13 protein-coding genes and 1 tRNA gene are annotated in these 12094 nt (G+C 33.1%); 11 read left to right on the top strand and 3 right to left on the bottom strand.

Translation table 11 applies throughout. From position 1 onward, the window contains the following. Positions 1–50 precede the first annotated feature (50 nt). The 3 genes from AC3VI6_RS05940 to AC3VI6_RS05930 form a co-directional block, all read right to left on the bottom strand. A tRNA-Cys gene (locus AC3VI6_RS05940) sits at positions 51–121 on the bottom strand. 55 nt (positions 122–176) lie between these two features. Then, positions 177–539: a dihydroneopterin aldolase gene (gene folB, locus AC3VI6_RS05935; protein WP_299005207.1), complete on the bottom strand. Its 363-nt coding sequence runs from the start codon at positions 537–539 to the stop codon at positions 177–179. Between the two features lie 102 nt (positions 540–641). Beyond that, the gene (locus tag AC3VI6_RS05930) at positions 642–3470 is read right to left on the bottom strand and encodes a VPS10 domain-containing protein (protein WP_497705503.1); all 2829 of its coding nucleotides are present in this window, start codon (positions 3468–3470) and stop codon (positions 642–644) included. 140 nt (positions 3471–3610) lie between these two features. On the opposite strand from AC3VI6_RS05930, the gene AC3VI6_RS05925 reads away from it, so the two are divergent. The 11 genes from AC3VI6_RS05925 to AC3VI6_RS05875 all read left to right on the top strand — a co-directional run bounded on the left by AC3VI6_RS05925 (position 3611) and on the right by AC3VI6_RS05875 (position 12084). Further along, positions 3611–4498 carry an ATP-grasp domain-containing protein gene (locus tag AC3VI6_RS05925; RefSeq protein ID WP_497705502.1) on the top strand — a complete coding sequence of 296 codons (888 nt, stop codon included), beginning with the start codon at positions 3611–3613 and terminating at the stop codon, positions 4496–4498. Next, positions 4479–5444 (top strand): succinylglutamate desuccinylase/aspartoacylase family protein, encoded by a 966-nt coding sequence (locus AC3VI6_RS05920; protein ID WP_497705501.1) that lies wholly within the window; start codon positions 4479–4481, stop codon positions 5442–5444. The genes AC3VI6_RS05925 and AC3VI6_RS05920 overlap by 20 nt, the downstream gene beginning before the upstream one ends. Positions 5445–5520: 76 nt before the next feature. Beyond that, on the top strand, positions 5521–5775 hold the full coding sequence (locus tag AC3VI6_RS05915) for a hypothetical protein (RefSeq protein WP_330487782.1): 255 nt from the start codon (positions 5521–5523) through the stop codon (positions 5773–5775). Positions 5776–5909: 134 nt separating this feature from the next. Beyond that, entirely contained in the window at positions 5910–7223 is a 1314-nt protein-coding gene (locus tag AC3VI6_RS05910; RefSeq protein ID WP_497705500.1) for a DEAD/DEAH box helicase, read from the top strand. 109 nt (positions 7224–7332) lie between these two features. Next, on the top strand, positions 7333–8109 hold the full coding sequence (locus tag AC3VI6_RS05905; protein WP_497705499.1) for a DUF4382 domain-containing protein: 777 nt from the start codon (positions 7333–7335) through the stop codon (positions 8107–8109). Positions 8110–8302: 193 nt separating this feature from the next. Then, entirely contained in the window at positions 8303–8887 is a 585-nt protein-coding gene (locus AC3VI6_RS05900; RefSeq protein WP_497705498.1) for a Crp/Fnr family transcriptional regulator, read from the top strand. A 73-nt stretch (positions 8888–8960) separates the two neighbouring features. Next, positions 8961–10253, top strand: a complete 1293-nt coding sequence (locus AC3VI6_RS05895) for an aminopeptidase P family protein (RefSeq protein ID WP_298997406.1) — start codon at positions 8961–8963, stop codon at positions 10251–10253. A 210-nt stretch (positions 10254–10463) separates the two neighbouring features. After that, entirely contained in the window at positions 10464–10637 is a 174-nt protein-coding gene (locus tag AC3VI6_RS05890) for a hypothetical protein (RefSeq protein WP_435253972.1), read from the top strand. A gap of 11 nt (positions 10638–10648) precedes the next feature. After that, positions 10649–10867 (top strand): PLD nuclease N-terminal domain-containing protein, encoded by a 219-nt coding sequence (locus AC3VI6_RS05885; protein WP_435253971.1) that lies wholly within the window; start codon positions 10649–10651, stop codon positions 10865–10867. Positions 10868–11170: 303 nt separating this feature from the next. Beyond that, the gene (locus AC3VI6_RS05880; RefSeq protein ID WP_497705497.1) at positions 11171–11506 is read left to right on the top strand and encodes a hypothetical protein; all 336 of its coding nucleotides are present in this window, start codon (positions 11171–11173) and stop codon (positions 11504–11506) included. Positions 11507–11736: 230 nt separating this feature from the next. Further along, on the top strand, positions 11737–12084 hold the full coding sequence (locus tag AC3VI6_RS05875) for a DUF6973 domain-containing protein (RefSeq protein WP_497705496.1): 348 nt from the start codon (positions 11737–11739) through the stop codon (positions 12082–12084). Positions 12085–12094 lie beyond the last annotated feature (10 nt).

The raw sequence follows: 12094 nt of genomic DNA, 5'->3' as shown, positions 1-12094 counted from the left end.
TTATTTTGTTAATAAAAACAAAAAAGCACATCGTTTAGATGTGCTTTTTGAGGTGTCGAGCGGATTCGAACCGCTGTAGATGGTGTTGCAGACCACTGCCTAGCCACTCGGCCACGACACCTTATATTGATAAGGACTGCAAATTTACAGCTTTTATCTTTTTTTGCAAGCTTTTTTTACTTTTTACGCACTTCCGATAAAACAATTGCTACCTCAGCAACATTTCCGCCAATTGGTGGATTAATTTTTGCTACGCTAACTTCCGCTTCATCAACCAGTTGTATTTCTTTAAAGATTCTATCTAAAATTCGTTGAGCAACATGCTCTAGTAATTTAGAACGAATTGCCATCTCTTCTTTTACAATTTTATTTAAATGCACATAATCTACCGTATCAACCAAATTATCTGTTTTTGCAGATGTTTGTAAATCAGCTTTTACTTCAATATCAACTCTATATTCCGAACCGATTCTTGCTTCTTCATCTAAACATCCATGATTCGTAAATAATCGGATGTCGTTTACACGTATAATTCCCATGCCGCAAAAATAGTAATGTTTCTTTATTAAGTCGTGTAAATTTTATTTCAAAAAAAAGAGAAAAACAACAATCTTGCTTTTCTCTTTTATAAATTATTCTTTTTAAAGAATTTCAAATGTTTGACTTAACTCGCCCATTGTTACTTTATACTTTCCTTTTGGTAAATAGTATTTATCATTCTTTGCTTTTTTTATCTCAGCATCTTTGTGCTTTTTCAGGTATTTCTTTCTTCCTTTTTCTGAAAAAGAAACATCATACACAGCCTCGTTAAATCCTTTTGAAGCTTTCGTTGTTAACGTATTTACCAAAATATCATCTGAAGAATATACTTCTAACACAACTTCTTTATCAGAATTCACATAAAATGGAATGTTAACACTTGGCGTATAAGGCTCTAACCACTTACTCCAAGAGCTTCCCCAAGAATTTCTTTTTTTAATATTCTTGATACTAAAAATAGCTTCTTTACCATCAAACTCTTGTAACGATGTGACATTTGCTTTGTATAAACTACGTCCGTGGGTACCTACTAATAAATGTTTTGCTTTTGGTTGAATTACTAAATCGTGTACGGCTACATTTGGTAAACCATTACTAAACGCTTCCCAAGTTTCTCCTTGATTGAAAGAAACATACAATCCGTTATCTGTTCCTAGGTATAAAATGTTTTCCTTTTCTGGATCTTCCTTAATCACATTTACTGCGGAAGTTGGTATGTTACTACTGATGTTTTTCCATGTTTTTCCGTAGTCATCAGACATGTATACATAAGGTGTAAAATCATCAAAACGGTATCCGTTTAACGTAACATATACACGTTCTTTCTTATATTTTGAAGCTATTACACGACTTACCCATAAATTTTGTGGTAAAGAATTGGAAATTTTCTCCCAACTTCCTCCTCCGTTTTTAGTCACTTGTACCAATCCATCATCAGAACCTACGTAGATTAACCCAAATTGGAATGGGCTTTCAGAAATAGTAGTTAACGTTCCGTAAGCTACATTTCCTTCCTTCTCTCCTTTGGTTAAATCTCCAGAAATTTCTTCCCAATCATCACCTTTATTTAAAGAACGGTGTAACTTATTTCCTCCTAAATATAAAATATCTTGATTGTGTTTTGATAGCTGAATAGGAGTTTGCCAATTGAATCGATATGCTGGTTTATCTTTTTTAGGTTTCGGTTGAATATAAGTTTGTTTTCCTGAAGCTCTATCAATTCGATAATAGTTTCCAAATTGATACCCTGTATACACAATATTCGGATTTCTGTCATCAACGGCAACTTGCATTCCGTCACCTCCCATTAAACTTTCGTAAGGATTTTGTCCTGTTTGATGCCAGCTTTTGTCAATTTTTGCATTGTGGTTTCCTACCCAAACTCCGTTGTCTTGTAATCCTCCATATACCTTGTACACTTCTTGATTATCCGCATACACGGTATAAAACTGCCCAACTGCTGGTTGATTTAATTTAATCCAGCTTTCACCATCATCGTATGAAATATTTAACCCACCATCGTTTCCATCAATTAGGTGTCCCTGTTTTTTAGGGTTCACCCATAATGCTTGATGATCGGCATGTACATTTTCTTTGCTAATAGATGTAAATGTTTTTCCTCCATCTTTCGATTTTAAAATTGGAACTCCTAATACATAAATTCCATTTTCATCTTGCGGATCTACACGAATTTCTCCAAAATAATACCCATAAGAATAGTATAAATCATCTAAATGCCCTTCATGTGTTTTTTTCCATGTTTTACCTCCATCAGTAGTCTTAAAAACCTCCGCCCCTATTACTGGAGTATCAAATAACGCTGCATTTGCATCTTTTAAATAACCAATTAAATCACTTGGTTTCATTTCCCCTGGACTTGAGCGAATGATTTGCTTAATATTTTCCGCACGATATTTTTCTTGAAGACCATTCATTTTGATATATGAATTCAATTTTTTGTCTTTCATATTCAAAAGTTCATCTGCCGAAATTGATGCAAGCTCCTCTTTTGTTAAGGCTCCTGCTCCCTTCTCTTTCTTAGCAGGATCTTTTTTTCTTCGGAATTGACTATCGTGAAAAGCATATACCGTGTTTTCATCATATACCGCTAAACCAATCCTTCCTACTCCATCTCCATTAGGAAAACCATTGTTATCCGAAATTTTAGTCCACGTATTTCCAGCATCAGTCGATTTATATATTGCAGAATTTTTTCCATCTCCATCAAAATTCCATGCTTTACGCTCGCGTTCCCAAGCAGCAGCATATAAAATATTGAAGTTGTTAGGTACAGGTTGAATGTCAATAATCCCTGTATTTTCATCAATGAACAAGGTTTTTGTCCATGTTTTTCCTCCATCTGTAGTTTTAAAAATTCCTCTTTCATTGTTTGATGAATATAAATGTCCTATAGAACCTACTATTACTTCATCAGGATTTTTCGGATTGATTAAAATTCGCCCAATATGATGTGAATCGAGTAACCCAACGTTTATCCAAGTTTTACCTTTATCGGTAGATTTTAAAATTCCGATTCCTGCATACGACGAACGAGAAGAATTGTTTTCTCCTGTACCAACCCAAATTGTTCCATTTTTCCAATCTACAGCAATATCACCCACATTTTGTGTAGGAGAATTATCTAAAATTGGAGTAAAAGTAGTTCCGTTGTTATTGGTATGCCATACCCCACCAGAAGCAAATCCTACATAAAATTCTGTTGGATCATTTGGATTCACATCAATATCCACCACACGTCCACTCATTACTGTAGGTCCGATGCTTTTAAATGAAATATTTTTTACCGTGGAATTTTTTGTTAACGCTTCTTTTTGCTGTAAAGCATCTTGTATTTTTTCTGCTGAAGTAGGTTGTTGAGCAACTACTGTAAATGGCAACAAAGCAATACAAACTTTTGCTAAGGTTTTCATGATTATTTGGTTTAGTAGCTTGTGAAAATACTGTATGTTAAAACTATTTCAAAAAAATTAACAGAAATTTGGGGTATTTCCTCCGAGTAATACACCCGCAAAAAATTATTAGATTTGTGTTAACTCAATTACATAAAGCTATGACCATTTTTATTCTTTCTGTTAGCGAACATATTTATTCAACACAAAGAATATATAAAGAAGCACTTCGTAGAGGTCATAAAGTTGAAATTATAAATCATTTAAAATGTTCTATCAAACTAGGTAAAGGCAAACCTGCAATTATTTATCAAGGTAAAGACATTATTGATGTTCCTGATGTTATTATTCCTCGAATAGGCTTTTCTGCAATGAGACACGGAGCTGCTGTTGTAAAAGAGTTTGAACTAAATGGAGTGTACAGTACAGCTAGTTCATCTGGTATTTTAAAAGCACAAAACAAAATAGAGACCTTACAAATAGCTAGCAGAAATAGATTGCCAATACCACAAACTGTTTTTTCTGTAGACTCTGAAAATGTAACAGAACAAATAGATTTGTTAGGAGAAGCTCCAATCATAATTAAATTACAAGAAGGCACACACGGATCAGGAGTTATTTTAGCAGAAAGTAAAAAATCTGCCATTTCTATTATTGATACTTTATACAGCTCTAATACTGGTATTTTATTACAAGAATTTATTAAAGAAAGTAATAGTGAAGATATTCGTGCTTTTGTGGTAGACGGCAAGGTAATTTCTTCAATGAAACGTAAAGGATTAGACGATGATTTTCGTTCAAACATTCATAAAGGAGGAAGTGGATGTAAAGTTACTTTAACCCCAGAAGAAGAAGAAATAGCCATTAAAGCTACTCAACTCTTAGACCTTTCTGTCGCCGGAGTAGATATGATACTTTCAAAACGAGGAGCCTTATTAATTGAAGTTAACTCTACTCCTGGCTTGCAAGGAATTGAAACGTACACCAAAGACAATATCGCTAAAACTATTATTAAATTTTTAGAAGAAAATGTTCGACCAAAACTTTAAAAACGAAACCATAGAAATAAGAGGGCAAAAAATAGGATTGGGTGAATCTAAACTTATCAGAATCCCAATTGATCGATTACCTACAGGAACCCTCATAGAAATCCCTGTCTATATTTTTAACGGAGATGAAGTAGGTCCAACTATTTTATTACAGGGTGGTTTACATGGAGACGAGGTTAATAGCGTAGAATTGGTACGAAGAATGTTAATTGACAAATCGTATAAAATTCATCGTGGTTGTGTTATTGTGGTTCCTTTGTTAAATGTTTTTGGTTTCTTAAACATGTCTCGTGACATGCATGGTAAAGATGTAAACCGAAGCTTTCCTGGATCTAAAACAGGATCTTTAGCCAGTAGAATGGCATATTACCTAATAAAAGAAATAACTAACAATGTAGATTTCGCTATTGATTATCATACGGGTGGTGAACAACGCAACAACTTTCCACAAATACGATATACACCTCAAGATGAAATAGGACGTACACTAGCCAGTATTTTTAGTGCTCCATTTATGTTCGGTTCTAGCCTTATTCCGAAGTCCTTTAGAAATCAATGTTATAAAAACAATATTCCTGTAATTGTTTATGAAGGAGGAGAATCATTGCGTTTAGAAGAAAAAGCCATTCAACAAGGAATTGATGGAACGCTTCGTATTCTAAAACACTTTAAAATGATACACGAAAGAGTTCAAGTTCCTGAAAACCCTTCTTCTATTCACATTAACAAACGCAGTTGGATTCGCGCAAAAGTTGCTGGTTTGTTTAATCCAACCGTTCATAACGGTGCTGAAGTTAAAAAAGGGGAAGTTTTAGGGCATATTATGGATACTTATGGAGAAACAAACTTTACCGTAAAATCTCCAGCAAATGGCTATATCATTGCTAAAAACAACTTTCCGATTATTAACATGGGAGATCCTTTATTCCATTTAGGAAACACCTAACAAACTGATTTTAGTTGCTTTATAATTTATTTTTTACGTTCTTTAATTCAAATTAACTAATCAAAAATTATAAATTATGGAATTATTAATTAGCTTATTAAGTGGTGCCATTGGTGGTAACATTGCTGGGGCTTTGTTAAAAAAGTTTTCTCTAGGTACCCTATGGAATTCGGTGGTAGGAATTTTAGGAGGGGGGCTTGGTGCTCAATTACTAGGAATGTTAAATATTGATATTTCTGGTATTATTGGTAATATTGCTGGTAGTGGTGTTGGTGGAGCTGTTTTATTAGTTATTGTTGGTATTATAAAAAGTGCCATGGCTAAAAGTTAAACACATATTAAAACTTTAAAAAAAAGACGTCTAAATAAGGCGTCTTTTTTATTTATAGCCAAAGCCCAATAAAATAGCAGTACCTTTGTTGGCTCATAGTGGTATTTTCTTTAGATACTACTGAAGAATTATATATGACATTTACATCGTTAGGTTTATCAAAAGCTTTAGTGAAAGCTGTAACCGAAAAAGGGTATGAAACTCCCTCTCCTATTCAAGAAAAAGCAATTCCAGTTATTTTAGAAGGCAAAGACGTATTAGCTTCTGCACAAACCGGAACAGGGAAAACTGCAGGGTTTACCTTGCCTATTTTACAAAATATATCAGAAAAAAAGAATCCAAAATATCGTCCAATCAAAGCATTGGTACTAACACCTACAAGAGAATTAGCCGCTCAGGTTTATGATAATGTTCGCGAATACAGCACCCATTTAAATATTAAATCTACCGCTATTTTTGGTGGCGTAAAACCAAGCGCTCAAATAGCAACACTTAAAAACGGAATTGATGTTTTGGTGGCTACTCCTGGTAGATTAATAGATTTACACGAGCAAAATCAACTTTCTTTAAAACGTGTAGACGTTTTGGTTTTAGATGAAGCCGATAGAATGCTTGACATGGGTTTTTTACGAGATATTAAAAAAATTATCTCTTTTTTACCTCAAAAACGTCAAAACTTGTTGTTTTCGGCAACTTTTTCTAAAGAAATAAAAAAATTAGCAGAAGGTATTTTACACAATCCTGTGTTGGTTGAAGCGGCTCCTGAAAACACAACTGCTGAAAAAGTAAATCAGAAACTATATAAAGTTCCAAAAAGTAAAAAAACGGAGCTAGTTGGTCAGTTGATTTCAAAAGGAAACTGGAGTCAAGTATTAATTTTTACTCGAACTAAACACGGTGCTAACAGGTTAACCGAAAAACTAGTTAAACGAGGTATTTCTGCCGCAGCTATACATGGTAACAAAAGTCAAGGAGCAAGAACCAAAGCTTTAAAAGGCTTTAAAGACAATTCTATTCGAGTATTAGTAGCTACTGATATTGCAGCTCGTGGATTGGATATTCCATTATTACCACACGTTATTAATTTTGAACTTCCTAATGTTCCTGAAGATTATGTACACCGAATTGGTAGAACAGGAAGAGCTGGTGCTAGCGGAGAAGCTATTTCATTAGTAGCCCAAGAAGAAGAAGCGTACTTAAAAAGTATTGAGAAGTTATTAGGTCAAAAAATTATCGTTTCTCAGTTAGAAGGATTTGATTTATCCACTATAAAAAATGAAGTAACTACAGAACGTACAAAACCAGAGCGTACTGAAAAAAAGACTTCTAAGAAACCTTTTAAATCTAAAAAAAAGAAGCCTACAACTACTTCTGAAGGTACTAAAAAACACACCCCAAGAAAACGAAACAACCATAATAGAAGAAATAATAATAAAGCTTCTCAATAACAAAATTAGCTCATTAGGTATCTGGGGTTTTGATATTTTAATCTTTACATAAAGCAATATTTTGGTAGAAATCTAGTTATATATTTTGTATTACAAAACCAATATAATTATGAAAAAACATGTTTTTTTACTAGTTGCTTTAGCAACTTTTTTTACCGCTTTTATTAGCTGTTCTAACGATGATCCAAAAACATCTCAAGTAGAGGTTCGCTTAGTTGATGCTCCTGGAGATTATGATGCAGTAAACATCGACGTACAAGACGTGATGATTAATGCTAATGATGGAGAAAACGGATGGAAGAGCTTAGGAAACGTAACCCCACAAGTATATGACTTATTGGAGTTAACCGGAGGAGTTGAGGCTTTATTAGTTGATACCGAAATTCCAGCTGGAAAAATTAGCCAAATCCGTTTGGTTTTAGGTGAAAACAACTCGATTGTGGTAGATGGACAAACACATCCATTAGCAACCCCTAGTGCTCAACAATCAGGATTAAAATTAAATGTACACCAAGATTTAGTAGGCGGTGTTAAATACTCATTTATCTTAGATTTTATGGTTGATAAATCAATCGTAGTTGAAGGTAACGGAGATTATAGTTTAAAACCAACCATTAGAGTAATTACTGAAGCTGCTTCAGGTGCTATTTCTGGAATGGTAAATCCTTTTGACTATCAAGTAGAAGTTAGCACTGTTGTTGGAGAAGAAACAATTACCACTTTAACAAATGAAGAAGGTAAATTTATGTTATACGGAGTTCCAGCTGGTACTTACAACGTAACCTTTACTCCAGATGAAGCTTCTGGTTTAACACCAAAAACTGTTGAAGGAGTTAATTCTGTTCTAGGTGAAAACACCGATATGGGAACTGTTGAGCTAGAATAATTCTTATAAACATAAACTCTCAAAAAGAGGTTATTTCAAAACGTCATTTTCGCGTGTAGAGAAATTTTAACTATTACAAGTTAAGGGATATTTTTTGTAATAGAATTCTCAAATTCATTCAAAATGACATGGTATTAAATGTTTTGAAATAGCTTCTTTTTTTATATTTTTAAGCTAAAATTTATTTCCATAAATGGAAGCTTCAAAAAAAATAGTAGCACAACACCTTCAAGAAATTGTAAATGACAACGCTTTAAACAATCTCATTCCTGAGATTGTCGAGTATTTTAAAGAGTTTTCTTTGTTAAAAAACCAATATTTTGTTGAAAAAGGAGAAATTTGCTCTTATTTCTGTTTTATAGAAAGTGGTATTTTACAGCATGCTGTTGCTGTTTCTGGAGAGGAAAAAACCACTTATTTAGGTTTAAAAAATAGTTTTACCTCATCATTAAAAAGTTTTTTACAACAAACTCCTTCCCCTAAAAACATCAAAGCATTAAGTACTTGCAAACTTTGGGTTATTACGATAAATGATTTTAAATATTTAATGAAACACAACAAGGCTTTTCATCAGTTTTATTACAATTTAGTTGAACATCAAATTTTTTTAATTGACGATTACCGTATTGATTTATTAACACTAACACCTGAAGAGCGTTACAAAAAACTACTCGTAAACGAACCTAAATTGCTTCAAGAAGTTCCGCTACACTATTTAGCTTCCTTTTTAGGAATTTCTACCCGACACATGAGTAGGATTCGAAAAAACATAAATTAGCGCCAAATGGCTAATATTTGCACAGTTTCTTTCCGTATTTTTGAAGGACTTTATCAAATTTAATTGAATCATTATGAAATACGACGCAATAAACAGTCAATTATTTATAAAAAATCGTAAAAACTTTATGGCGCAAATGAAGCCAAATAGTTTAGCTGTTTTTAACTCAAACGATATATATCCTGTAAGTGCAGATAGCACTTTACCTTTTGAACAACACCGAGATATTTTCTTTTTAAGTGGAGTTGATCAAGAAGAAAGTGTATTGGTTTTATTTCCAGATTGTCCGAAAGAAAACTTACGTGAAGTATTATTTTTACGTGAAACCAATGAACATATTGCTGTTTGGGAAGGTGAAAAACTAACCAAAGAAAAAGCCTTAGAAACTAGCGGAATTAAAAATGTACACTGGTTACAAGATTTAGAAAAAGTATTGGCTGAAATGATGGCGTTAGCAGATACAGTTTACATCAACACAAACGAGCATTACCGTGCTACTGTTGAAACTGAAACGCGTGAGGCTCGTTTTACTAAATGGTTATTAAATAAATATCCTGCACACTCTGTAGCAAAGAGCAACCCTATTTTACAACGTTTACGTTCACTAAAAGATCAAATCGAAATCGATTTAATTCAAACTGCTTGTGATATTACTGAAAAAGGATTTAGACGTGTGTTAGATTTCGTAAAACCTGGTGTTTGGGAATATGAAGTAGAAGCTGAGTTTATTCATGAATTCATCAGAAATCGTTCTAAGAAGTTTGCATATACACCAATTATTGCATCAGGTAACAACGCAAACGTATTACACTATATTGAAAACAACCAACAATGTAAAGCAGGAGATTTATTATTGATGGATGTAGGAGCTGAATACGCAAATTATTCTTCGGATATGACTCGTACTATTCCTGTTTCTGGTCGTTTTACTGACAGACAAAAAGCAGTGTATAATGCTGTAAACCGCGTAAAAAATGATGCTACAAAAATGTTAGTTCCAGGAACTCTTTGGGCTGATTATCATGTAGAAGTTGGTAAATTAATGACTTCGGAATTATTAGGTTTAGGCTTATTAGACAAAGCAGATGTACAAAATGAAGATCCTAATTGGCCAGCTTACAAAAAGTACTTTATGCACGGAACTTCTCACCACATGGGATTAGACACGCATGACTACGGATTATTACACCAACCAATGGAAGCTAATATGGTATTTACGGTAGAACCTGGTATTTATATTCCTGAGGAAGGTTTTGGTATTCGTTTAGAAGATGATGTTGTAATTCAAGAAACTGGAGAGCCTTTTAACTTAATGCGCAACATACCTATTGAAGCAGACGAAATAGAAGATATTATGAATAAATAGTATTATTTCCCACACTTTTTAAACGCCATTATGATTACTTTTAAAGAATTGTAATGGCGTTTTTGTTTCTGATAAAATTAATCTTCTTTCTACTATTTTTATTACTTTTAGCATACAAAAATTGCTAGAATTCTTCCATCTTTTACTCCAAGTAAACATAAAAGAAGTTACGATTCTGCATTCAAATTATTACTAATAAATTTTATAAGAATGAAAAATTACTCAATAATTAAGCTTAGTTCTGCTTGGTCAACAAGTGAATTGAAAGAAAAAACTGAAAAAATAGTAAACGAGAAAAGTGCTCAAGGATACGAAATTATATCTGTTTCTTTTGGAATAAATTCATGGTGGGCACCTACTGCTTTTATAACTATTTGTAAATAAAAATATCGAAAATGAATTATTTAGGAATAATAGGCCCTTGGCAAATTCTTTTAATTTTAGTCTTTATATTATTGGGTATTATACCAACAATCGTAGCTCTTATTGATATTTTAAAAAGTAAATTTAAAGGAAACGATAAAATTCTTTGGATTCTATTAGTTTTATTCGCCAACTTCTTTGGAGCTGTTTTATATTTCTTAATAGGCAGAGGACAAAAAATCAAAGAGTAAACAAAAGCTTATCGTAAAAAACAGTAAAAAATCCCTGCTAATTGGCAGGGATTTCCTTTGTTGCCTGTTTTTTTATTTTTTAAATTCAGCTCGCTCCTCATATTACTAATGAGTTTGCAAGCTTTCTACTTTATCTAGTGCATAATTAACGAGTTGTTTCTCATTAGTTTTTCTACTAACAACTAAACTATTTAATTATGGAACTAAACGAAACAAAACTACACGAGTTATTAGGAAAAGTGGTTACCGAAATGGGGGCTGCTGCTAATCGAACCTCTTGTTACCATTGGTGACAAACTAGGATTGTACAAATCTCTTTCAGAATCTGATGCTTTATCTTCTAGTGAATTGGCAGGTAAAACAAATACTTCAGAAAGATATGTAAGAGAATGGTTAGCTGCACATGCTGCTTCTGGATATGTAGAGTACGATGCTACTAATAATAATTTTTATATGACCCCTGAGCAAACTGCGGTTTTCGGTAATAATAAAAGTCCTGTTTTTATGCAGTTTCTTCAGTATACCATGACGAACCAAAAGTTGAAGAGGCTTTTAAAACTGGAAAAGGAATTTCTTGGGGAGACCACAACCGCTCTTTTCGCTATTTTAAAAACAATAATATCTGTTGTTTTTAGATAACATTAAAAACATAAAGAGCACATTAATTTGACCTTTTGTTAAAACTTAAATAATATCTATTCATCTTGTTAGCTGTAGTTTTACCATGTCAAAAAAGGTTGTTTGTATTAGTGTAACAAACGTATTAGTTGTGTAGTTGACCACGCGTTGCGTGGTTTTTTTTGTTCATTATTTTCTTACACAAAACAAGAACAAGCAAAACCCTATATCTTTGCTCTAAAATATTGTTAATGCAAAAAATACTACTCACAACTTTTCTTTTTTTAAATATTTCTTCGTTTTCTCAATCCAACTGGGAAGAATTTAAAAAATTATCTTCCCCTAAAAAAAATTGGGTACTACTCCACCCTTTCAAGGCTAAACAAGCCTTAATTGTTTCACGTGAAGCATTAAGAGTAAGTGACTCTATAAGAGTTTCTCCCTTGTTAGATGGTGATTATTCTGGTGGAAAAGTAGATGCGTTTCGTCATGCTTTTTGGATGGCTTTGTTACAACAAGAAATTGGAAAAAAAGCGGCTCGATCCCTTGGAAGGCCACGCAAAAAGAAAACTATCAAACTTTTAAAAAACAACAATTAGAAGACGGTGT

The sequence above is a fragment of the Tenacibaculum sp. TB-56 genome (assembly GCF_059716275.2).
Note: the sequence above shows the minus strand (reverse complement) of the source record. Positions and strands in the feature narration are given on the sequence as shown.

Coding starts and splice junctions, on each gene's coding strand:
- AC3VI6_RS05895 (WP_298997406.1), top strand. CDS start 8,961: ATGAAATACGACGCAATAAACAGTCAATTATTTATAAAAAATCGTAAA.
- AC3VI6_RS05925 (WP_497705502.1), top strand. CDS start 3,611: ATGACCATTTTTATTCTTTCTGTTAGCGAACATATTTATTCAACACAA.
- AC3VI6_RS05920 (WP_497705501.1), top strand. CDS start 4,479: ATGTTCGACCAAAACTTTAAAAACGAAACCATAGAAATAAGAGGGCAA.
- AC3VI6_RS05885 (WP_435253971.1), top strand. CDS start 10,649: ATGAATTATTTAGGAATAATAGGCCCTTGGCAAATTCTTTTAATTTTA.
- AC3VI6_RS05930 (WP_497705503.1), bottom strand. CDS start 3,470: ATGAAAACCTTAGCAAAAGTTTGTATTGCTTTGTTGCCATTTACAGTA.
- AC3VI6_RS05875 (WP_497705496.1), top strand. CDS start 11,737: ATGCAAAAAATACTACTCACAACTTTTCTTTTTTTAAATATTTCTTCG.
- AC3VI6_RS05915 (WP_330487782.1), top strand. CDS start 5,521: ATGGAATTATTAATTAGCTTATTAAGTGGTGCCATTGGTGGTAACATT.
- AC3VI6_RS05905 (WP_497705499.1), top strand. CDS start 7,333: ATGAAAAAACATGTTTTTTTACTAGTTGCTTTAGCAACTTTTTTTACC.
- AC3VI6_RS05890 (WP_435253972.1), top strand. CDS start 10,464: ATGAAAAATTACTCAATAATTAAGCTTAGTTCTGCTTGGTCAACAAGT.
- folB (WP_299005207.1), bottom strand. CDS start 539: ATGGGAATTATACGTGTAAACGACATCCGATTATTTACGAATCATGGA.
- AC3VI6_RS05900 (WP_497705498.1), top strand. CDS start 8,303: ATGGAAGCTTCAAAAAAAATAGTAGCACAACACCTTCAAGAAATTGTA.
- AC3VI6_RS05910 (WP_497705500.1), top strand. CDS start 5,910: ATGACATTTACATCGTTAGGTTTATCAAAAGCTTTAGTGAAAGCTGTA.